This is a genomic window from Corallincola spongiicola (genome assembly GCF_004284785.1).
GTDB classification, from domain to species: Bacteria; Pseudomonadota; Gammaproteobacteria; order Enterobacterales; family Neiellaceae; genus Corallincola; species Corallincola holothuriorum.
Genome location: NZ_SHLY01000002.1, coordinates 229,905 through 252,604, shown reverse-complemented (window position 1 = coordinate 252,604; position 22,700 = coordinate 229,905). Strand labels below are relative to the sequence as shown.

Genomic DNA, 22,700 nt, shown 5'->3' with positions numbered 1-22,700 from the left:
GTAAATAACCAGTAAAACATTGATCTGATCGGAATATAACAACACTTACGACCGTTAGCATGCACTGCAATAGCCACTCTTGAGCTAGGGACAGCCGTGCTTCGGCATGAGAACAATCGAAGTAATCCAGGCAACGCAATACGATTGTCATCGTAAACATATAGATGGCCCCAGTTATAGAGCAACGGAATTCATGCATCAATCAAGCTTACGGGCAAAAGGAGAAGTTAATGCCTCAATACAAATCACCGGGCCAAAAGCGTAAACGTTGGGTACAGATCATTGCGTTAATGATCTTCATTGCAGCCAGCTACGCAGGCTCCCTGTTTATGCAAAAATTCCATAACCAGCAACTGGCCTGGACAGACGATCATCAGGTTGTAGCTGCGACCGTGACCGGACTTGACGCCGAAGATGAAGAGTATCGAAATTTAAAAGGACGGTTACGGCACCGCACTGTCTACTACCTAACTTACGAGTTTAACGTTGATGAAATAAGCTACGAAAATATGGTAGAGATCAGCGCATACGAATTCGAACAATTGACGCTTAATACACAGGTTGACGTCTGGTACGCCACTACATCGCCAAATATCAACGACACTGCTGACAACGTGAACAGCGATTTATCCAGTAACGATGACATCGGCAACACCATTGATGTTCTCCCCTATACCGGCCCAGCCAGTCTGTTCATCTACTGGGTGATGACTTTTATCTTTGTCAAAGAATCAAAGAAAGCGCTCCCCAAAGGCTTTTACACTGAAACATCTTGGTTAGATATCGATGACAACTACCTGGTCGCTTTAGACGGCAATGATTTGGTGATGTTCGACATCGACGGTAAGCAAGCCTCAAAAGTGCAATCAAGCTATCAAAATGGCGCTTCAATAGAAGAACTGATGGCTATCAGCAAGTCAGACAAGTTCAAACGTATCCCACTTTCAGAGATTAAAGAGTTGGTCAGTGACCATAATTCGGATGTACTCACCATTGAATGGGGTGAAGAGAGCGAATCAGTCGAGTTCTTAAATCAAACGGTGAAGGCGCATGCTCTAGAACGTATTCAGCCACTGCTAAGCAATGAGCTGCAATACCACAAGTTGGAGAAAAGTCGTCTTGGGGCCGCCACTCCCGCATTGATCCTATTAGCCATTTTTACCGCCATCGCCTATTTTGCCAGCATCTTCTGGCTGACAGCTCTTATCGGCTTCATCTGCCTGGTGAAGGTGATACCCCGGATAATAGTTCGCCTTTGGGATCCGACGGTACGACAATCCTGGAAACTAGCAGAAACCGTCGCAGATGCATGTACGGAGTAACTCTCTGCTGAAATGATCGTTAGATAATTACAACGGGAAGCATAGCGTTGCTTCCCGTTGACCTCATTCGAAGTAGATGAAGAAGCTTACAACCCACCATCACAAGAGAAAAATTACTAACAAAACAAAGCGTTAGTAAACTACTCATCAATCTCTCCAATACGACTTAATCGCTGACGATGATTCCATTTTGGATATCGGCATGCACTGCCGTGGCATGTCACTTCAGGCGCATTGTTAAACGTGCCATCCCATCGATAGATTTATTAGCTTCATAAAAAATCATGGATAAACAGCCGCTTACATAAGCAGCTTGTGAACTACCCCTCTAACAAAGCGCTGAACTGACCACGTGCAAGAAAATGCTTTACTTGCTCAACCACCATTGGCCGCCACATCAACATAGGATGCGAAACAGGGACAACGATGAAATCTTGCATGCCTGCCACTTTCGTTCGTTCAATAGAAACCTTACCGTCGTCACTACCGGGCAACCAGCGCGATAGCAATGGATTGATACTGCGATCGCCCGCAATAACTCCCACCTCATAATTGACAGCACCTAACGAGTGTGTGATACCTGCCCCCTGAGTAGTTAACTGCCTTGCAGCCGGCCCTAACAACGCCAGGACGCGCGGAACATCAGCTAGATGGTCGATCACTTCACTGCCCTGATTGGGTGGCCCTAACATCACCACACGTCCCAAATTTTCAATCTTGTGCTCTGACAGGTAATGCCGTAACAGAATTCCTCCCATCGAATGAGTGACAAAGTGGATCTGACGATATTGATCCCCTTGGCATTGGCTGATCGCGGCGCTGACAGTTGCTTCAGATAGCTGCTCAATCGGTTGACTCAAGGATGGATAGCTCTGATTAATCACTCGATAATCTGCGCTTAATTGCTGTTGTAGCCACCACATCGACCGTGATGATTTACCCAGGCCATGCAGTAGCACCACGCAATCGGCCGGTTTGTTTAATGAAGTAGGTACTGTCACGCCCCCTCCCCCTCGCCAAAATTTGGTCACTTGAATGGCTCGTTCTTGGGCAGCGAGAAGGGCAGCGGCCCCGCCTCCTAACAGGGCCACCAATATCGTGCTCACTAAAAATCTACAGCATGAAACCATTGTCGATTAGCTCCCCTGAGCCATACGGCGACGCATACCAACAAACTGACGTCCAACGACAACAAGCAGTAACAACGTCAACCCACTCCAGCCCATGCTGCCACCACCACCGCTAAAGCCTGAACGGGGCTTGTTGTATTGCGGGTTTTGCTTATCCACCTGGCGATCAACCACCGGCTGCGATTTTCTTATTTCACGGGCTTTTTGCTCGGTCTCAATGCGCTGCGCATTTTTTTGCTCAATCCCGTGTTCGGCAAAGCGATCCGCCTCTAATACCAGCATCGAGGTGTATTCAGTCACTAAGCCGTACTGTTTCGCCAGATCTACCACAGCATCTTTCCGGTCGGCGTCTTCACCGAAATCACGTTGTTCTGCCATCAGCTCATCAATTTGCGCAAACGCCCACAAACGTTCGATTTCAGGGAGTTCGGTTGACTGCTCAGGCAGCTTGAATTGGGTACGGTAAGAGATTGGTTGACCACCACGTTTGGCTTTCACCGTCACTTTCACGTCACCGCCTTTCCAGTAGTGACCAAACAGTTGCAACTGCTGACCGCGATACAAACTGCCAATGGTGGCTGGCTGTAAGTCGCCAACCTTTACGCCGTCCACTTCGACTTCGATATCATGCAATGCTTGGTGATTTACCTTACTGGCGGCCAGGGTCAATTGCCCCATGATGTCGTCAGCGTTAGAGACCTCCAGCGCAAAGCCATTACTTCGTTTAGCTAGCGCATCAAGCAGTGGGCGATTCGCTTCATTGCCCAGAATCATGGTAAACAAACGCAGATCTTTATCTTTGATAACTTCAAGGAACTTTTTCTGCTGGGTTTCACCAACATTGGCAACACCATCAGTGACTAACCAGATCCCGGTAGTGCGGTCGGCATCCAAAGATTTGATACCCATTTTCAGACCGGCCATGAGGTTAGTGCCGCCACCGGGACTGCGCGCCGCTAAACGGTTCGCCAAGTCATCTAAGTTAGCTGGTGTCGCGTTGACGTAGCCGCCACTGAAATCTTCCGAGCTGTTATTAAACAGCACAATACGAACCCGATCTTCAGGGCCAAATTTTTCAAAACCACGGCGTACGCCTTCAATCAGTGTTTGGTATTTGCCGCTCATTGAGCCAGACATGTCGAGGATCAATACCCAGTCACGCCCGCTGTTCAGTGGCTGCAAGTCATCTGATGGGGTCAGTGTCAGCATAAAGGTACCCTGGCTTTTCGCATCTGGCTTGTAGCTGACCAGCTCGACAGCACCTGGCAACCCTTGCTGTAAACGCCAGTACAGTAAAATATCTTCATCTAGAGAGAAATGACTGGCACTGCCGTCTTCCGCTATTTCTGCACGACTGTCATAGTGGGCACGCCAGTGTTGCGGGCCAAGTTGTTCAAGCTGGAACTGCGCATGCTTAGGGAAGCGCAACGCCTCAACCGGGAAGCCACTTTTCAACTCCAACTCAAAAGAAAACTGCCCTTTGACTACCGGATCAGTACTCCAAAACGCCTTCTGTGCTTCATCGACACCGCCGCTCTCGAGTGGGTAGAGAAATCGACCAACACCGTGGTCAACCTCTATTGGCTGCAGATAAACCAATCGTATTTTTACGCTATTTTGCGCCTTAACCGGAAATACTCGGATCTCGAAACGCTGATAGCTTTCCTGCTCAGTTAAGGCAACGTGGTTACCCTGCTGCTTTTCCTGCTCATAGATATCTCGGGCCTTTTGCTTTTCAACCACTTCACCGTGTACTGGCGCGCCATCGATCCAGTAAGTGAACTCTCCAACGGATGCGCGACTGGGCACAGGAAAGCTATATATCGCTTCCAAATCCTGGGCATGGGGATTGGCAAAAACCTGCTCCACTGTGGTGGTAGCAAAGCCATCAGCAATGGTGACTTTCACTTTGTGGTCCTGCAGCGTCAATTCGCTCTGACCACTGTTTATCGGTGTCATCAACCCTGCGGCTTGTGTCGCACCGGCAATACCTGTCAGCAGTAACACCGCCGCGCTGATTATTCGTTTTAGTTGCTTCAAAGATTGTTTCATCATCGGATCCTCGATCTAATTGAACAGCGTTCAAAATAAGTCCGTTAAAAAACGCGGTTACAACACCATCTAATGATTGATATTGAACAGCGTTCAATTAAGATAGAGCGAATCCGATAGCAAAGTCAATTATTTTTAACACTGTTCAATTATGGCCAGACGAAACGATCACAGTCCCGAGCAACTCCGCGCACTGACACTCACCACAGTGACAGCCTTCCTTGAACAACAACCCGCTGCCGACTTAAGTTTGCGTCAGGCCGCGAAACTGGTGGGCTATTCTGCCGGCACGCTGATCAACCTGTTTGGCAGTTATTCATATCTACTGTTGGCATTGAACGGCCATACCATGGATGAGATGAGCGGTGACTTGTCCGCCGCAATGGACCAAGCCTCGACGGCAAAAGATAAACTGCGGGCGATGGCAGAACAGTATCTGGCGTTTGCGCAGCAGCACCCTCATCGGTGGCGTTTAGTGTTTGAGCATCGATTAGCCGAAGGAGAAACCCTGCCCGATTGGCAGCAACAACGTATTGACCGCCTGCTTGCCTTGGTTGAAGAGTGCATGCTGCCACTTTATCCAGACGCCTCAACCACAGAGATACAGCTAAAAATACGCACGGTGTGGGCCAGTGTTCACGGCATCGTGCATCTCACCTTGGAGGATAAACTGTTTGCGAAACCAGCCATCAGCGGTAAAGCACTGATCGATGATCTGCTGACGCGGTATTTGCCAGCATAGCCGCGCCCTAGGTAGCAGGAGGCAATCGATTCGTTATGCAAAAATAGGAGTCGGGTTTATTTACACGGGAACCAAAAAAACCACACAAACAAAAGGGCCTTGTTCATAAAAAAACATATAAATTCAAACAGATGAGTTAATAGTTAATTTAGTGGAATAGTTCCTGCTTCGTAGCGACAACAACAATAAAAAAACCTATAGTCCGAAGCTAAGGAAGTACTATGTTCTCAATTAAAACACTGCAAAACTGGTTAAAAACAACGGCCATTATCTCTGCAACATCACTGTCGTTCGGCGCAAATGCCGGACTGATGGGTGACAGCGTCGAAGGTGCTTTAAGCACAGGAAACCAAACAATCACAACCCAATTCTCCTCTCCCGCCATTGTCGATGCAGGCGTCGAGTTTGAAGGGGTCATGACCGACGTATTCAATCAAGTCTGGAGTGTCAGTGTCGACATCGCCGACACCTCTTTCTCGGTATCAATCACAGAAAGTACCCGCAACGGTGACGGGAATGTTTCCTCTGGCAATGATTTGCTGATGATTTCACTATGGGATTTAGTCACTGTTGATGAGGTTATCCTGACAAATTACACATGCTCTTCCACTGGAAGTTCATGCGATTGGGGCGGCAACAATAGCCATCTAGCAACGCTCGACTACACGCCTACGTCTCTAAGCTTGGGTTTCAACGCGTTATATGACGGTGAAACATATACCTTCTCCACCCTCTCGCAGGCTGATGTACCCGCCCCGTTGGCAATAGGCTTGATGTTGATTGGCTTGGTCGGTGTAAGGGCTGCACGCGGTCGCAAATAACGCTTGTAACGAAACAATCAGAAAACCGCTCTTTCCATGGGCGGTTTTTTTATGCCGCCACAGCACAGCTGTTAACGCCCTGTCGCTTTTCAAAAAACAGCGTTACCTGGCCCACAGTGAGACCAAATTTAATCAGTTCGCTACGGTTAAACAGGCGCCTCTCATCCATCAGATACATCCAATCATCGACCTTTATCTGATACTCGGTAACACTGCCATCGTCATCTTTGATCGGCACCAGCAATTCATACTGCCAATGAAAAACCGAGCCCTCCGCTCGTCCAGATGCCTCCCCCACCACATCAGCGGCATTGCCTGTGTAGTGGTGGGATCCCTGATCATCAGTATGGCGTACCAGATGCCAGATCCGCTTGCTCTGCTCACCATCATCAAAGAAAAAATCCTCATCAATGGTTCCGCGCAGTACGCCATCCTGGCGCTGCCAAACACCATTTATTTCGACACAGAAGCGTCGGGTCAATTTGTTGCTGTAATCTTGCACCATGCCATAAGCAATAAGATCACCATCAAAATAGCTTTCTAACTGAAATGCTGGCGTACTGCCGCGATACTCTTCAACATCGGTGGAGCAGGCTGACAGCAACAACACAGCCAACAACAAAATTGGCAATCTATTAGCCATTACTCGGCTCCTAACAGGGCTAAACGAAGTTGTGGTCTGCTGGTATTCGGGGAGAGCCAAATATCAACAAAGTGCTGACCAAAGTCAGGATCCTCGACCCTGCCGATGGGTGTGTTGTTGAGCAAAAATAAGCTATGGCCAGCATCATCAATAACGATCGCAAGCCGGTCATTCTCTGTAATATCTGGCCACATCATTTCCAAGGTTTGCAGCCAAAGCACTTGGTTGGGGTGATTCACTCCGAGGTGCTTCCACTCCTCTTTCGTCCTGCTGATCAGATCTTCGGCATCTATGTCCATCAAGTACTCTATCTCAAGCTTGATAGGCCGCTGACCGTCGACGTATCGTCCACTGGGGCTGTATAGACGTGAGTAATATACATCCCAAAACATCACCTTCAATTTTGCTTCGCCAACCACATTCATCATCTGTGCGTTGGCTTGAAGAGCAAACATCAATGCGACGGCTACCATCGCAAGCGCTAAGATCCTGGTCACACGCATCAACCCTTTCATGGTGAACCTCCAGTGCGCATTGTTGATTTAATCGGGCGGGATAAAAACTCATGTAATAGAAGTAATAACGGCAACAGTATTGCCCATAAAAAACCTAGCAATACCAGCGTGGTGGATAGCGGAAAGCCAAATTCCACAGCGCCCAGCTTCTCACCTCCCCAATAGCTGAGTGGGCCAAAAAACGCCCCCGTCATCATCGCCAACCAAGGGCGGGCGATCAGCGGTTTTAAACTGCGCCCCAGCGTTGAAACAAAACCCAACCACAGACAAATTAACCAGACAGGGATAACGACATCATGATCGAATTTAAATACCCCAGCGACACTCAGCCCACTGTCGACAGCAATGCCAAACAGTCCCAATACGGCCCATATCCTGAGTTCCACCAGTTTTTCACTGATCAACAGAAGGTGTAACGCAAGTAGTGCAACGGAAGCGGGAAACCAAGCGGATTGACCAACAACACACGTAAGCCAAAATAGATCGAACCACAGCACATTAACCAGCAGTCTGTCGCCCAATCCAGATACTCTGAAGCCACTTGTTTGAGTCAATGACGCTAACGTACCCATGATTATCCGTCTTAAAGTTTGCCTTACTCATACATACGAACCGTGGTAACAAAAAGATCCCTTTGCTTTGCGTTTGCTCAGATCTATGCCTGCAATGCTGCAGGCGAAGATGATGCTGAATAGGTATACTTGCCGCAGCAAATTTGAAAGAAGGTTAATCCGATGTCTTTGAGCAAGACCCTGAGCCAACGTAGCGGCGACAAATGTGAACTGTGTGGTGCAGAAAATGATCTGGCGGCACAGGAGGTCAGTGGTAGCGATCAGATCGGTGATGCCAGCACAGTAGCCGCTTGTATCAAATGCCGCGATGAAATCAACGGTGACACGTTAGATATGAATCACTGGCGCTGCCTTAATGACAGCATGTGGAGCCAAGTACCGGCAGTACAAGTGATGGCCTACCGCATGTTACATCGCCTCGCTGGTGAAGGTTGGGCGCAAGACCTGCTAGAGATGATGTATCTAGAAGAAGATACAAAAAAGTGGGCTGATGCCGGCCTAATAGAGGTAGAAAAAACACTCGACGTGAATGGCACCGAACTGAAAAAAGGTGACAACGTGACAGTGATTAAAGACCTTCCGGTGAAAGGCTCTTCACAGGTGATTAAGCAAGGCACCATGGTGCGCGGTATCAGCTTGGCAGATGATCCAACGCTTATCTCTGGCAAGGCCAATGGTCAATCGATGTACCTGATTGCCGCTTACTGCCGGAAGAAATAACCCAACAGCATAGTTGTTGATAAAAAAGCACCATTCAGGTGCTTTTTTAAGCATGGAAATAGGTCGTTTAGCTAACTAAGCAGCTTTTTCACCACAAGACATACCATATTTGGTATACCAGCTAGTCTCTGCAGTGGCTGTCTCAAGCTCCCCTCTCCCCCTAATATCTTGCGATATCAACTTCAAGGGGACACGACCTATGAACACAGCCAAAACACAACGCATTTGGTTTCGCATCGTCGCCTTCGTCACCGCGGCATTTTCAATATTTAGCGCGGTCTTAATGACTGAGCCAGGACAAAGTTTAGATCTGCCACGAGAATGGATTGTCACCTACTATCAATACCGTTGGTGGTTCATCGGCTTAAATCTGGCCATGATGGGATACCTATGGCACCTACATTGTCGCTACAAAATGTGGACCAAGTTCTGGATGACGATGGCCACCAGTGGCGTATTAGTCTGTATCATCGCGGCTAATTTCCTACTCGCCGCTTTCTTCCCTTCCTATCAGCATACGGCTAACTACGTAAGCGTTATTGAGGCTGATGTGATAATAAATGACGAAGACATTGTCTACGCAGTAGAGATCAACGGTGACGTACGCGGCTTCCCGCGCAAGCATCTTGAAATACCTCACATTGCCGGTGACAACATCGGCGGTAAAGAGGTCACCATGACGTTCTGTGCGCTAAGCAATCTACCCGTGGTTATTGAGCAAGATCTCGGTCAAGGTGAGTCCGACATAGGTATTTTAATCCAAACCAATAACAACCTAGTTATGGTGGACCGTCAGAGTGGCGACCTCATTCAGCAAGTCACCATGACTTCAGAGTTTGGCAAAACAAGTCCCGTAGAGCATCCCAACACCATGATGACCTGGGCCGATTTTAAAGAATTCTACCCGCATGGTACGGTATTTATTTATGGCTTTGACCGCGCGCTCGACGACTTCTTGCTCACACTCTTTGAACAACCCATGAAAAACCAATTCAGTGAAGAGCATGGCCCGATTTTCCCCACGCTGGATATGAAAGATGAACGTGTTGGCTTTAAAGAGCAGGTGTGGGGCTACCGTGGCGACAAAAAAGAGATCGCTTTCACCTTGGATTTCGTCAAGAGTCAGCCTACCTATGAGTTCGAGTTTGAGGGACAACCCATGGTACTGGTGTACGACGAGCAGCGCAGTATCACCAATTTATTCAGCCGAACAATCGACAGTCAAACAGTCTCTGTCGACAGTCTTGGCACCATCGATATTCACGGCAACACGGCACTTGGTCGACTAGAACAAATCCCTATGCTCAACGGTATATTTTGGATGGTCTGGTCGCACTGGTTCCCCCACACAGAAGTGATGAACTAACGGCAGAGACACCCAACATGCTCTAGCTTGGCGCCGAAAGGCGCCTTTTTTGGTTCTCGGCACAAATAGACTAAGTAGGTAAAGCTCACACATCCTGAAATAGCGAACTGATCACTTGTGTTAACCATTGATACTTCTTAGTCCGGTGCTGACTGTTGTGATAGAGCAAAACCACCGGCATATCGATGCCTTTATCTTGATGACTGAGCTCAACAAAACGAAAACGTGTCTGCATCTGCGTGGTGTAACTGCTTCGGGGCGCAATACACAAGGCGTCAGATGAAGCCGTATAATCGAGTATGGTACTTAGTTGCTGGCTTCTGAATTTGGGCTTCAGATGCTGACCAGGTTTAAGGAGCTTTTCTATCTGCATGCCTTGCTCATTGAACTCAGACAGAATTAACCCCGCAATGGGATAGCACAGCAGATCATCTGCGGTAAACACCTGTCCTTGTATAGGGTGGTTCAATTGACAGAAGGCCCCTACCGGGGTGCTTGTTATCTTAGTCTGACGTATCTCTTTCGACACTTCTAACGGATAAAAACTGATGGCCGCATCGATGGTTTGGCGAACCAATTGGATCTGCGTGGATGGACTGTAGTTATGTAGCTCTAGTTCTATATTGGGGGCTGCAGACAACAATGCTTGGCAAATAGCAAAACCATGACTTTCGGAGAGATAGTTATTGATCGCCAGACGCAGTTTTCCGGTCAGTTGGGATGGCTCAAACTCCTGACCTGCCAAGCAGCTTTCAAGCTTAGCCAATACGTCAGGCAGTTGTTCTGCCAACTCTACCGCTCTGTCAGTTAACCCCAGTCCTCGCGCCTGCTTCACGAACAGAGGGTCATCAAAATGTGTCCGTATTTTCGCCAATGAACGGCTCACAGCGGGCTGGCTAACGCCTAATCTTTCTGCCGCTTTACTGGTGTTCTTCTCTTGCAGCAACACCATTAGGCATTTTAATAAATTCAGGTCGAACTTAGACAGATCCATAGCTCATTCACGATGTAAATGCTCGAACACTAAGCCTAACAGAGAGTTATCGACGGATGAAAACAGTTTACAGTTTCACCCCTCCGACCTATCCCCCCTGCAACAGGCCGTTCCTTCATAGCGCGCATCTTCAACTATACTTAACCGGATGGCCGACCTCATATTGGAGCACTCTTATGGATGTTTCAAAAGCCAAGTTGGGCAATTTCTGCGCAACAAAAAAAGGCGATGGCCGGATACGCAGCATCGATAAGGAGCATCATCTGTTGTTGATGGCTGACTATGTAGATGATCATGAGTTTGTCGTACGCTTCGACGAAGTCATTAATGACCCGCAGGTACATAACAGCGATGACATCTACTACTGACGCGGATCGATGGATGCCGACAACGGTAGCCCCCTGCCACTGTAGGCAAACATTCTATCGATGAAAGCTAAACGAAAAGCTCGAACTATAGTTCGAGCTTTTCGTTCTTTAGTACTTGGCACGCTTTGCTGACCGATTTAGGATTAGCCCAGTCCGAACAGGAGTGACCATGAATAAGACACCTATACAAAACCACCTACCTAAAGCCAGCCGACTGATATATGGCTGTATGGGACTGGGCGGTAGCTGGGATAACGCCCCCTATAGTCAACAAGATATCGATCTGGCCCATCAAGCCGTCAATACCGCACTGGAGTGCGGGATAAACTATTTTGATCACGCTGATATCTACACCATGGGTAAAGCTGAACAGGTATTTGGCGAAGTGCTTAAAGCCCGTCCAGAGCTGCGTGAACAGATCATCTTGCAATCCAAATGTGGGATCCGCTTTGAAGATGCTCATGGTCCGAAACGTTATGACCTATCCCCTGAGTGGATTGAAGAGAGTGTTAATAACATCCTTAGTCGCTTAGGTACTGAATATCTGGATACATTGCTGTTGCATCGCCCGGATCCACTGATGCAACCCGAACTGATTGCGGAGGCATTTGACCGCTTGCAAAGCGCGGGTAAAGTACGCCACTTTGGTGTCTCCAATATGAACCAACACCAGATCTCGCTGCTACAGTCTCAGATTAAGCAGCCATTGGTGATCAACCAATTACCCCTCAGTTTGAGCCAAGCGGATTTTGTTGAAGATGCTGTGCTAGTAGGCACTGGCGATAGCGCTAATGTGGGTTATACCGCTGGCCTGACGGATTACTGCAAGCAGAACGACATTCAATTGCAATCATGGGGTTGTTTAGCACAAGGGTTATTCAGTGGCCGCAACCTTGATGGCCAACCACCCCATGTACACGCCACCGCCGGATTGGTCAGAGAGATGGCTCACGGCTATCAAACCAGCGCAGAAGCTATTGTTCTGGCTTGGTTGATGCAGCATCCCGCGACTATCCAACCGGTATTGGGTACCACCCACGAAGGCCGTCTTCGCGCCTGTGCGATGGCCACCCAGGTGCAACTCAGTCGCGAAGACTGGTACAAGCTTTTCGTTACCGCCCGTGGCCAAGAGCTACCTTAAGCAACACAGGAATGAACATGGATATCAGTTTTTCTCACGCTCAAACATTACTCAATAAATCGCTCGAATTGGCCACAGCCAAAGGCGTGGTTATTGCAGCGGCCATCGTCGATGCCCATGGTGAACTGGTCAGTTTCGCCCGTATGGACGGAGTGGCGTTTCATGCCGCGGTTCTGGCACAAAACAAAGCCTATACCTCAGCGAGGGATCGTCAACCTAGCGCGAATTTGGCGCAATGGGCGCAAGAAACAGGCAAAGATATGGGCTATTGGAGTGACGCTCGTTTCACCGGTATCGGTGGTGGTGTTCCCATCTATGTGGACGGACAGGTGGTGGGTGCCATCGGCATCAGCGGTATGAGTGAACAGGATGATGCTGCTTTAGGTCAATCTGCTATCGACGCCCTTTAAATAGTTTGTTCAGGCTTTTCCCTATTCACGCACAGAGGCGGCCAAGTGTCGCCTCTTTTTGCGCCCACTTTTCCTGCACAGCTTCAGCGCTAACCACGCCCACTCACTAGCACCACAACTTCCTCGTATTTGATCCCTCAAGCACACGGGCAACCCATTGGTGATTTACACCACAAAACCACTCACCATCGGCCGGAACGATGATCCAAAATGTGGCATGTTTCCTATTATTTAACAAAAAGTTGTTTAGCCTTACATCAAGGATTTAGATGCTCCTAGCCGCGATGCCGCTACATCTGAATTAACGCTACGCTGAACAAGGCACGATGCCGGGGCAAAGCCACTAAACCATTCTCTGGCTTGGCCGATAACTAAAGCAGCCGCGAAAAGCCATTTAGCCAATTGGAAACCTATGTCTATGTCAGAACCCACGCTTCCATTCCGCCGCCAAGCCGATCAACTGATGCAGATCATTCTAGTGGCACTATTTGCCCTGGCACTGATCCTGGCGATCTCAGGTGGTAGCTGGCTCGCTGCGATCCTGATCGGTGCACCGGCGATGATCATCCCTATCCTATTGATGAAGTCTGCTCAGGATTCTGCCCTGGCGCGGATCGCTGTGGGGGTCGCCCTCATGGTATTTGCGGCATTGCATATCCATCAAGTAGAAGGGCTGATAGAGATGCATTTCTCTATTTTTGTGTTGTTAGCTCTACTGATCATGTACCGCGACTGGAAATGTATTCTGGCTGCGGCCGTGGTTATCGCACTGCATCACATCAGCTTTCTAATGCTGCAAAACAGTGGTGCCGGAGTTTGGGCATTTGAAGAGGGGCATAATACCTTCGGTTACATGTTGATCCACGCCGCCTTTGTCGTCGTCGAAGCAGCCCTACTCATCATCATTGCCAAACGTTCTTTCGCTGAAGGGGTAATGGGCACTGAATTAGCTGAAATAACCAAGCAGATCACCCGAGATCCTAATTCACTGGATCTGATGGCGCGCTGCCAGAATGAAGATATCCCTCTGCTGAAACAGTTCAATGACATGCTGGCAAGGATGTCTCAACTGCTATTACAGATAGACCACTCAAACACCACACTGCAAGGTGCCTCCAGCGGCATGAATCGCGCCAGTGAAGATCTTAACCGCATCGTCAATACCAAGCGCGGCCGCGTGGAGCAGATCGCCGCGGCAACCGAGCAGATGTCTCATTCCGTCGTACAAGAAGCAGAGATGGCGCAGCAAGTGATGGGCGCCATGGACAATGCCAACGGCCAGATCAACGATGGCCAAAGCACGATTAATGAAACTCGAGTTATGGTTACTGATCTGGAACAGTTGCTGCAAAACACGAGCAGCACGGTGACCGAATTAGCCGCTTCCTGCGAAAGCATCAGTGCCGCCCTCAACGTTATTCAAGCTATCGCCGAGCAAACCAATTTACTCGCCCTCAATGCAGCGATTGAAGCAGCTCGCGCTGGTGAGCAGGGGCGCGGTTTCGCCGTCGTTGCCGATGAGGTGCGCTCACTCGCCTCACGGACACAGGAGTCGACAGAAGAGATTAAAGGGATCATCGATTCCCTACAACAAGGCAGCAGCGCCTCTGTCGACGCGATGACAGCTTGTTTAAGCAAAGCGGGTGGGAGTGTTGAAGCGGCCAACCAGTCTGAATCGGCATTTGAACAAACCCGTATCCAATTGACAGAAGCACTGGAACTGACCCGCTTGATGACCTCGGCGATTGATGAACAGCAAGGTGCCAGCGCAGAGATCGCCGCCGCGGCCTCAGAAGTGAGGGACGTAACAGAAGAGGAAGCGACCATCAGCGAAGGGGCTGCTAACCGCGCTAAGGAGTTAGAGAAACTATCTAACAGCTTGAAAGATGCGCTGGTCAGCTTCCATCTCGAACAGCGCAATTAACCCAATATGGGGCTAGTCCAAATAGCCCCTCATTCAAAATATTGGCCCGTTGAAACAGATCGTCAGTAGAAAATATCTAGCAAGCTTTGCCCTATTCGTGGTCTGGATAGGGTTTACCGCTTGGGCATTTTGGTACACCCAATTTGCCCCGCTGATTCTTTTTGATCAGCACGACCGCGTGCGTCCGCTCACTGAATCACCGGCAACATTCACTGCAACCCTAAGACAGCATCTCCCCATCGCAAGTGAACAGAACGGCGCCGTGATGGTGCATTTCACCCAACAGGGTTGCGACTGCCTGCCCCGCGCCAGTCGCCATATCGAACAGCTACAAAAACAAGCCACCGAGCTCAAAGTAAGGAATATCACGCTGTCATTAGAGCAGCACCCTGTGCTAGCACGTTGGATACCGGCGACACCAGCAACCCTGTTGCTCGATAGTACGGGACAATTACGCTACTTTGGCCCTTACTCTGCTGGCCTGCTGTGCAGCAGCCGCAATAGCTTGGTGGAAAGTATCCTCAAACAGATCGCCACGCCCCATCCGGCGCTGATGCCGATGGAAGTGTTAGGTTGTTATTGTCCGACTGATACACTTAGTCAGCACAACGTTTAGACATAACTCCAACCGGCCCCGGCCAATTATTATCGATTTAACAACAAGAAAAAGCCCCCTCATCCCAACCTTCTCCCGCAAGGGGAGAAGGAGCAAAGACAGAATAGCCGAGCAAATTTTCAATTCGCCGGCAGCGCGGCATTTCTCTTTTTCCCTCTCCTAGGGGAGAGGACTAGGGTGAGGGGTATTTTGGTGTTTTGGTGTTTGGTGTTTGGTGTTTAGCGTCACCTAATAAGCCTCCTCATCACAGCCTTGCCGCGGAGGGAGAACGAGCAAAGGTAAAGAGGCAGGCCACCCCTCACGCTCTGTCGGTTGGAAATGCAATCACTTCAGCAATGCTATCAGCAGCTAGCGCCAACATCACCAAGCGGTCGATACCCAGTGCCACACCTGCACAATCGGGGAAACCAGCGGCCAACCCATCAAGCAGACGATTGTCGATCGGGCGTTGTGGTAAGCCATGACGTAAGCGTTTCTGGTTATCGGCTTGAAAACGGCGTCGCTGTTCATTGGCATCGGCCAATTCATGGAAACCATTGGCCAGTTCGATCCCTTTAAAGTAGACCTCAAAACGTTCGGCAACCCGAGGATCTTCCACTGAGATCCGTGCGAGTGCAGCTTGGCTGGCAGGAAAATGGTAGATAAAACAGGGCGAATCATTCTGCCCAATCACCGGTTCCACGCACTCCGCAAACAACAGTTGCAGCAAGGTATCCTTGTCCTGCTCCTGTTCAGCTATGTCCCGCAAAGACTCAGGAGCCAAACGCCGCAGTTCATCCATCGACGCGGTTAGCGGGTCACACGCAAACACCAGGAAGAACGCTTCAGCGTACGTTAGTCGCTCGGCCATCTGACATCCCAATACCTGTTGCAGTAGCTGATCCATCTCGTCCATTAATGCATGATGGTCGAAATCAGGGCGATACCACTCCAGAATCGAAAACTCTGGATTGTGAAAGCGTCCCGCTTCTTCATTACGAAACGCTTTACAGATTTGGTAAATCGCACCGCTACCGGCACTGAGCAACCGCTTCATATGAAACTCAGGTGAGGTCATCAAGTAAAGTGATACACCTTGAGCAGCACCAGGCCCAACAAACTCCGTTGCAAAACTGTGCAGATGCAGATCCGTGGTAGCAGCATGGGACAGCGCGGGGGTATCGACCTCCAAGACATTGCGTTCAGCGAAAAAAGAGCGAATTTCAGCAACGATCTGCGCTCGCTTACGTATCGCTTCAATAGTCGCGGTGGGCTGCCACATAGAGAGAGTTCCTGAGATGAAAAGGTGCTGAGCGTGTTATAGCAAAACCCCACATCAGCGGCCAGCAACAGAGCCATAGCGTAGTTCAAATATACACGAGCTTGTAAGGTCAACAGCGATAAGAGCTGGCGCCTCAGGAAAATGTAACAATATTGTAAAAAATAATTTATTCCATTCTAATTTTACGAGTAAAATCAATGCCGCACCGTAACTCGTTAGATGCACTCTATCGCTCAGGTACTGCTTGCATATTAACTAAGGGTTAGTGAATGGTATCCATGGAAGAACTACACCGTTTCCTCTTGCGATAAGCTCTCTAACTTGTTGGTTGCTAATTTTTCCAATAAAAAAGAGGTTGTAATGAAGTTCTTTAAACATCTAGTTCAAGTATCTGTTGTTGTATCCGTCCTGCTAGCCAGTGGTTGTGCTAGCGTAAAGCAAGCGTCGCCCGAGCTAGATGCTGCAGCAAAAGAGTTTAAAAAGGATCCCGCGACATCACAGGTTTACGTTTATCGAAATGAAACACTGGGTGCAGCCTTATCTATGCCCGTTACAGTCAATGGTAAATTAGCAGGAAACACTGGACCGAACTCTTTCTTTAAGTTCGACCTGCCAGCTGGTGAGCACGAACTGACCTCCCAGGGTAAAGAGTCGGTACTTAATATCACGACAGAAAATGGCGAAATTTATTACATCTGGCAAGAAGTTAAAATGGGCGCTTTCTCAGGCGGTTCACTTCTGCAACTCGTTGGCGAACAAGAAGGTCAGCAGGGCGTCAAAGAGTGCTCTTTGATTGATGCAACGTTGTAGAACTCTTCTAAACATATAACTACTGTTTGTTTTCACCAAAACGCAGTTTAACGCGTGCAAGCAGTAGTTATCCTCCTTGGCCACCTCTCTCCTTTAAAATCATTATTCAAAGAGGCTTTCATGCCCGCCAACATACAAATTTAATCAACGCAGACAGATAGTGACCACTCACATACAACACCATCACCGCGGCCACAACCAGCTCTCCTAAACCTGCTATCGCGGTGAGCTCTGCTAACTCGGCCATACCATTTTGCTGTGCCCACTGGCTTAACAGTAGCTGTGCCGTGGCACCAATCACTAAAGGAAAAGTAAAGGCAGCATAACCTGGGCTAAAAGGCAGTTGTAGCAGCTTAATCAACGCCAAATAGACCAAAGCCGTCATAGATAAGGCAATAGGTGCCAACAGCAGCACTAACAGATGATTTGGCGTATCAAAACAGCTCAAATAACCTGCCAGCAATAAACTCGCAGGCGCCCCCATGATGGCAAATGTACATAACGCACTTTCTGGAATTCGCTCTACAAACAGCAAGCGATAGAGCATCACTGGCAACTTAATCCCATAAGCCACTAAACCAAACCAGAACAGTGGTTGTGCCACCAGTTCCAATCCCATCGCTGGTGCGGTGACACAGGCCACCACAATGCCAATGGGCGGCACAAACCAACTGGGTACCATGCGGTCCAAACTAAACAGGCGCCACTGACGACCACAGAAACCGATCAACAAAACGGCGTGCAGCGCCACGGCGCCAGACCAAAGCACGACCCCTGCCTGCTGGACGACAGCAGTGTCCAGTTGCACTAACCAACTGGCCGCCACCATCATCGCCATCGCCGCGGTGGGTAATACACTGCCCAATACGGGATGCGCCAGTTCATTGAGCAATAAGCGGGGTTGCAACAGATATTTACTTAGCAGCGGCAGTAGCCAGAAGCCACCCAACGCTAACAGTAGCGGTACGAAGAACCCAGCCAAGCCGGGGAGCAGTAGCTGCTGACTTTCTGCCAAGGCCAATGCCGACGCTAAGCTGAAACTAGCCAGAGAGACGCCTCCCGTAGGTGCAGGAATGCGAGCCAGCTGGTAAACAAAGCCCCCGGAGCGAGTTTCAAGGGATGAGTGCTGCTCCAGTATTGGCACCGCTAAGCTAACCGGTTGAGCCCCATGTGCTGATTTAGTCATCGATACCATGACCGACACTCCGACAGAAAGTAACGTTGACAGTGTAGGCGGCATCAAAATACATTAAAATCTATTAATAATTATCAGTTGATAGGTTTTACTTGTATGAAATACACCCTTAGACAGCTGCAAGTATTTACTGCAATCGCTGAGATAGGCACCGTACGCGCTGCAGCAGAGCAATGCTTTATCACCCAAGCGGCAGCCAGTGCCGCCTTGCGCGAGCTGGAAATACACTTAGAGGGACCGCTGTTTAGCCGTATAGGTAAACGCTTACAACTCAATGCTCGAGGTCAGTGGCTGATCCCCCGTGCCCATCACCTTATTCAAGAGGCCGAAGCATTATCGGAAGGGTTAGCGCAGCTCGACGAAATGGCTGGAGTATTGGCCATCGGTGCCAGCCAAACCATTGCCGAACATCGACTGCCGCAGTTACTGCAGCGTTATCACAGCAGGTACCCTCAGGTCTCATTGAAGCTGGAGGTCAGCAACAGCCGTGAGGTGATGCAGCATGTCAAAGAGGGCAAGTTAAGCATCGGTCTGATTGAAGCTGAATGTCGGGATCCTGAGTTGAACCCAAGACAATGGCAAACCGATGAGCTGGTCATTGTGGCGGCAAGCCAACACCCGCTGGCAAACCAAACTCTGACCATGGCACAACTCAATCAACAGCAGTGGCTGCTAAGAGAAAGCGGCTCAGGCACCCGCGCCATCTTTGAGCAGCAGATGGCCCGGCATGGCCTAACCCCAACCGTCGCCATGAGCATCAATCACCCAAAGTCCCTACTCGCTTTGCTAGAGAGTGGCGACTATCTCAGCTGCGTATCCCGAACGCTGGTACAGGAATCTTTAGCAGCCAAGCGACTGGTTGAACTCTCTTTACCTGCGTTAACGCTATCCCGCCCCTTTAACTTGATTGCCCTCAGCAGCAACCTTTGTCAGCCCAGGGTAAAGTGTTTCATCGAACAGATGGGGAGCTAACACCAAAACGACACCCTGCTGCGGTGCGAGGGTTAGCCGCCGTTGATTGCCGATAGCGCCAGAGCTATGGGTTGCAGGCCACTCCTGCATATAGTTCTGGTATTCGGCCGCGGGCAGATTCACGGTCTGTAACTCTCGCGTACGATTAACCACCACCAAGGCCTTGTCGGCACCCAATTCACGTTTAAAAATCAATAACTCAGGATTATCTGCCTCAACAAAACTGACATCGCCAAGGCGTAATACGGGATGCGCATGACGCAACCGCGTCAACGATTGGTACGTCGCCAACAGATCATGATCCTGCAACGCCGGTTCATGCCAAGGATACGCTTCGCGGCAATAGGGATCGTCGGCGCCGGAAACTCCCACCTCATCACCATAATAGATACAGGGTGCGCCCGGCATCGTCATCTGCAGCAGCACACACAACGCCAGCGAGGGTTTATCTTCCCCCATAATCCAAAGGGCGCGGGCGGTATCATGACTGTCTAACAGATTTAATTGCGCCTGATTCACCTCATCGGAGTACCAACTCAGCATCCGTTCAACTACCTGGCGGTATTCACTTACACTGAGCGGGGTTAGGGGCATATGCTCTTTGATGTAGTCACGGCGCAAGCTGGCCGCACCGATAAAGCTCATTGCCGACCAGGCAAAGGTATAGTTCATGGTGGCGTCAAAACGATCTCCCTGTAGCCAATCACCTGCATGCCCCCATATCTCGCCACAAATATAGGCTTGCGGATTCACCTCTTTGACTACACGCCGAAACGCCTGCCAGAACGGCACATCATCAATCTCTTCTGGCACATCTAAACGCCAACCATCGATACCAAATTCGAGCCAAAAACGTGCGACCTTCAACAGATAATCCCGAACCCCGGGATTCTTAATATTAAACTTGGGTAGTGCAGGGAGGTTCCACCACGCTTCATAGTTTGGCGGTTGGGTTTCGTCACTATGATAGGGGCGAAGTGGCCAATCATTTATCATAAACCAATCGACATATGGCGAATCCCCACCGTTTTCCAAAATATGGTGAAACGCCCAAAATCCACGGCTGGCGTGATTAAACACCCCATCCAGTATCACCTTAATACCGCGATGATGCGCTTGCTCCAACAGTGCCCGCAATGCATCGTTGCCCCCTAATAAGGGATCGACCTGCAGGTAATCAAAGGTATGGTATCTATGGTTCGAGGCTGAGCTAAAAATAGGGTTAAGGTAGAGGGCATTAACGCCGAGGGTCTTCAGGTAATCCAGCTTATCTATCACACCGTAGAGGTCACCGCCCTGGTAGCCCTGCTCCGCCGGATCCGCCCCCCATGGCTGAAAACGCAAACCGCGTTCATGAACCATACCCGCACCACGAGCAAAGCGATCAGGGTAGATCTGATAGAACACCGCGTGCTTTACCCAATCAGGAGTTTTCATCTGCATTCTTAGCCCTCTATAAGCTCAGTGCTCTCTAATGATTTACATTACTCCCATAAAGCCAGAGATAGCTATTCATATCTCAAACCTGATTCACGAATTGAGCAGCTAACCGTAAGAAAATAGGAACTAAATGTTATTAATTGTAAGGCCTTGAAGGCTGTCGTTGTAACAGCTGGTTCTATCCAATAGTTTAGAATCCTCTTTCAAAAAAAAGCCAAGGAAACTGGCATGAAGTATCTTTCACTTGCCCCATTAACAATCTGCTCTCTTTTTCTCGTCACAGCATGCGGAGGCGGCGGAGGCTCAGATAGCTCTCCCATGGCGTTTAGTCTTAACGCTGAAGCCGACACGGTCGACGAAAATAAAACCTTTGTTGTCGAATACGAATTTGACCAATTAGTTGACGCCAACATAACGGTAACGGCAGACAAAGGCACTGTTGATACAGTCAATAAGCAGGTCTCTTGGTCCGCCTATGAGGTAGACAACAATACGCTTGAAACCATTACTGTCACCGCAAGCAACGGCATCGATAGCTATAGCCAAACCATCCACCTTTCGGTAATCGACACTGACTATGTTTTTTACTTTACCGATCCCGATGTTCGCAATCAGGACTTTTGGGATGACAGGAACTACGCCGCTCCCCGCGTAAACTCAGCCTATATTGACGGGCTTATTGCTGAAGACACACCGATAAATATTGCCATGAGCGAGATTGGCTATATCCCACATCCAGATATGCCTGAACTAGCAGGCACATTCCCAGATAAAAATACCAAGCACCACCACGGTACCTTAGTCGGCTCATTAATGGTGGCACTACAAAACAATGATCAAGGTATCGCAGGCATAGTCAGTAACGCTGAGCTCTATCGAATAACATATACGACTCTTGGCTGGGCACAGTACTTAATCGATAATGAGGCTCTCGTATTAAACATCAGCTACGGTGGTATGGAGTGTAATCGTTCAGATCGCATAGGGTTGCAGGATGAGATAGACACCTATATCAACGCAGGCGGTATTATCATCATCAGCGCTGGAAATGACGCCTATACGACCGAGCAGGACTGTGACAATGTGATTGTCGTGGCATCTGTAGATATTGATGGCAGCCCATCTCGCTTTAGTAGTTTCGGTGGCAGAGTTGATATCTCAGCCTTTGGGGGCGATCAATTATTAGCAGATGAAAATGAAAGTTATAAATATGTTCACGGCACAAGCTATTCATCACCCTCGGTTGCGTCTGCGGTGGCTTTAGGCAAACAGAAATATCCTCAACTTAATTACGAAATCGCCTTACTTGCTTTAACTCAAACAGCTAAACCGGTTCTAAATACATCCAATATTAAAGGCTACGGTGCAGGGATACTTGACGCGTATGCTTTCTTAGAGTGGTTAGATCTCTACTATGGCAATGACTAGGGCCTAGTTCCAAGTCATCCTTATATCGTGTAAACATACCAAACGACTGGGGACGGCACTGCAATCTTGCAGCTCCGTCCCTGACCGCGGCTTCTTGGCGATAACGACGGCCACTCCTTTGCACTATTGATTCAATTACATCTGTATCAGCCAGTATATGAATCGGGTTCTTCCAAAACACTACCTGTAATGGCTCATCGATAGATCGAAGTGTTAAAGCTCGCCAGTTGACGTGGAAAACATCAGTTGCGCTTTTCT

22 protein-coding genes are annotated in these 22,700 nt (G+C 49.1%); 13 read left to right on the top strand and 9 right to left on the bottom strand.

Annotated features, from left to right (window positions below; all coding sequences use genetic code 11):
• Positions 1–230: 230 nt before the first annotated feature.
• A complete protein-coding gene (locus tag EXY25_RS06815) occupies positions 231–1,322 on the top strand; it encodes a hypothetical protein (RefSeq protein ID WP_130566209.1) in 1,092 nt (363 codons plus the stop codon).
• A 320-nt stretch (positions 1,323–1,642) separates the two neighbouring features.
• On the opposite strand, the gene EXY25_RS06810 is transcribed toward EXY25_RS06815, so the two are convergent.
• Positions 1,643–2,323: an esterase/lipase family protein gene (locus EXY25_RS06810; protein WP_246019517.1), complete on the bottom strand. Its 681-nt coding sequence runs from the start codon at positions 2,321–2,323 to the stop codon at positions 1,643–1,645.
• A gap of 135 nt (positions 2,324–2,458) precedes the next feature.
• On the bottom strand, positions 2,459–4,507 hold the full coding sequence (locus EXY25_RS06805; protein WP_207232122.1) for a VIT and vWA domain-containing protein: 2,049 nt from the start codon (positions 4,505–4,507) through the stop codon (positions 2,459–2,461).
• Positions 4,508–4,655: 148 nt separating this feature from the next.
• On the opposite strand from EXY25_RS06805, the gene EXY25_RS06800 reads away from it, so the two are divergent.
• A complete protein-coding gene (locus EXY25_RS06800) occupies positions 4,656–5,246 on the top strand; it encodes a TetR/AcrR family transcriptional regulator (protein ID WP_130566207.1) in 591 nt (196 codons plus the stop codon).
• Positions 5,247–5,467: 221 nt separating this feature from the next.
• The gene (locus tag EXY25_RS06795; RefSeq protein ID WP_130566206.1) at positions 5,468–6,067 is read left to right on the top strand and encodes a hypothetical protein; all 600 of its coding nucleotides are present in this window, start codon (positions 5,468–5,470) and stop codon (positions 6,065–6,067) included.
• 49 nt (positions 6,068–6,116) lie between these two features.
• On the opposite strand, the gene EXY25_RS06790 is transcribed toward EXY25_RS06795, so the two are convergent.
• Genes EXY25_RS06790 through EXY25_RS06780 form a run of 3 tightly spaced genes read right to left on the bottom strand, consistent with a single transcriptional unit; the run spans position 6,117 to position 7,797 of the window.
• On the bottom strand, positions 6,117–6,710 hold the full coding sequence (locus EXY25_RS06790; protein ID WP_130566205.1) for a DUF3833 domain-containing protein: 594 nt from the start codon (positions 6,708–6,710) through the stop codon (positions 6,117–6,119).
• Positions 6,710–7,225 (bottom strand): chalcone isomerase family protein, encoded by a 516-nt coding sequence (locus EXY25_RS06785; protein WP_130566204.1) that lies wholly within the window; start codon positions 7,223–7,225, stop codon positions 6,710–6,712. The genes EXY25_RS06790 and EXY25_RS06785 overlap by 1 nt, the downstream gene beginning before the upstream one ends.
• Positions 7,222–7,797 (bottom strand): DUF2878 domain-containing protein, encoded by a 576-nt coding sequence (locus EXY25_RS06780; protein ID WP_130566203.1) that lies wholly within the window; start codon positions 7,795–7,797, stop codon positions 7,222–7,224. The genes EXY25_RS06785 and EXY25_RS06780 overlap by 4 nt, the downstream gene beginning before the upstream one ends.
• A gap of 162 nt (positions 7,798–7,959) precedes the next feature.
• Here EXY25_RS06780 and EXY25_RS06775 point away from each other — a divergent pair, with 162 nt between their 5' ends.
• Together EXY25_RS06775 and EXY25_RS06770 are read left to right on the top strand one after the other, a co-directional pair.
• Positions 7,960–8,517, top strand: a complete 558-nt coding sequence (locus EXY25_RS06775) for a PhnA domain-containing protein (RefSeq protein WP_130566202.1) — start codon at positions 7,960–7,962, stop codon at positions 8,515–8,517.
• Positions 8,518–8,716: 199 nt separating this feature from the next.
• Positions 8,717–9,883 carry a DUF3179 domain-containing (seleno)protein gene (locus EXY25_RS06770; protein ID WP_130566201.1) on the top strand — a complete coding sequence of 389 codons (1,167 nt, stop codon included), beginning with the start codon at positions 8,717–8,719 and terminating at the stop codon, positions 9,881–9,883.
• Positions 9,884–9,968: 85 nt separating this feature from the next.
• Here EXY25_RS06770 and EXY25_RS06765 read toward each other — a convergent pair whose 3' ends face one another.
• Entirely contained in the window at positions 9,969–10,877 is a 909-nt protein-coding gene (locus tag EXY25_RS06765; RefSeq protein ID WP_130566200.1) for a LysR family transcriptional regulator, read from the bottom strand.
• A gap of 176 nt (positions 10,878–11,053) precedes the next feature.
• On the opposite strand from EXY25_RS06765, the gene EXY25_RS06760 reads away from it, so the two are divergent.
• The 5 genes from EXY25_RS06760 to EXY25_RS06740 all read left to right on the top strand — a co-directional run bounded on the left by EXY25_RS06760 (position 11,054) and on the right by EXY25_RS06740 (position 15,336).
• On the top strand, positions 11,054–11,245 hold the full coding sequence (locus EXY25_RS06760; protein WP_114336878.1) for a hypothetical protein: 192 nt from the start codon (positions 11,054–11,056) through the stop codon (positions 11,243–11,245).
• Positions 11,246–11,408: 163 nt separating this feature from the next.
• Complete coding sequence (locus EXY25_RS06755) at positions 11,409–12,386, top strand: aldo/keto reductase (protein WP_407642896.1); 978 nt, start codon at positions 11,409–11,411, stop codon at positions 12,384–12,386.
• Positions 12,387–12,403: 17 nt separating this feature from the next.
• Positions 12,404–12,796 (top strand): GlcG/HbpS family heme-binding protein, encoded by a 393-nt coding sequence (locus EXY25_RS06750; protein WP_130566199.1) that lies wholly within the window; start codon positions 12,404–12,406, stop codon positions 12,794–12,796.
• A 412-nt stretch (positions 12,797–13,208) separates the two neighbouring features.
• Positions 13,209–14,720: a methyl-accepting chemotaxis protein gene (locus EXY25_RS06745; protein ID WP_130566198.1), complete on the top strand. Its 1,512-nt coding sequence runs from the start codon at positions 13,209–13,211 to the stop codon at positions 14,718–14,720.
• A 49-nt stretch (positions 14,721–14,769) separates the two neighbouring features.
• Entirely contained in the window at positions 14,770–15,336 is a 567-nt protein-coding gene (locus tag EXY25_RS06740) for a DUF6436 domain-containing protein (RefSeq protein WP_130566197.1), read from the top strand.
• 298 nt (positions 15,337–15,634) lie between these two features.
• On the opposite strand, the gene epmA is transcribed toward EXY25_RS06740, so the two are convergent.
• Complete coding sequence (gene epmA / locus EXY25_RS06735; RefSeq protein ID WP_130566196.1) at positions 15,635–16,597, bottom strand: elongation factor P--(R)-beta-lysine ligase; 963 nt, start codon at positions 16,595–16,597, stop codon at positions 15,635–15,637.
• A gap of 360 nt (positions 16,598–16,957) precedes the next feature.
• Between epmA and EXY25_RS06730 the strand changes: the two genes are divergently transcribed.
• Positions 16,958–17,407: a DUF2846 domain-containing protein gene (locus EXY25_RS06730; protein WP_130566195.1), complete on the top strand. Its 450-nt coding sequence runs from the start codon at positions 16,958–16,960 to the stop codon at positions 17,405–17,407.
• A gap of 118 nt (positions 17,408–17,525) precedes the next feature.
• On the opposite strand, the gene EXY25_RS06725 is transcribed toward EXY25_RS06730, so the two are convergent.
• Positions 17,526–18,602 (bottom strand): TDT family transporter, encoded by a 1,077-nt coding sequence (locus tag EXY25_RS06725; RefSeq protein WP_207232121.1) that lies wholly within the window; start codon positions 18,600–18,602, stop codon positions 17,526–17,528.
• Positions 18,603–18,698: 96 nt separating this feature from the next.
• On the opposite strand from EXY25_RS06725, the gene EXY25_RS06720 reads away from it, so the two are divergent.
• Positions 18,699–19,574, top strand: a complete 876-nt coding sequence (locus EXY25_RS06720) for a LysR substrate-binding domain-containing protein (RefSeq protein ID WP_130566193.1) — start codon at positions 18,699–18,701, stop codon at positions 19,572–19,574.
• Here the strand turns inward: EXY25_RS06720 and EXY25_RS06715 are convergent.
• Positions 19,488–21,017: a glycoside hydrolase family 13 protein gene (locus tag EXY25_RS06715; protein WP_207232120.1), complete on the bottom strand. Its 1,530-nt coding sequence runs from the start codon at positions 21,015–21,017 to the stop codon at positions 19,488–19,490. The two genes, EXY25_RS06720 and EXY25_RS06715, sit on opposite strands and share 87 nt — an antisense overlap.
• Positions 21,018–21,242: 225 nt before the next feature.
• Between EXY25_RS06715 and EXY25_RS06710 the strand changes: the two genes are divergently transcribed.
• Positions 21,243–22,442 (top strand): S8 family peptidase, encoded by a 1,200-nt coding sequence (locus EXY25_RS06710; protein WP_130566192.1) that lies wholly within the window; start codon positions 21,243–21,245, stop codon positions 22,440–22,442.
• Positions 22,443–22,700: the final 258 nt, after the last annotated feature.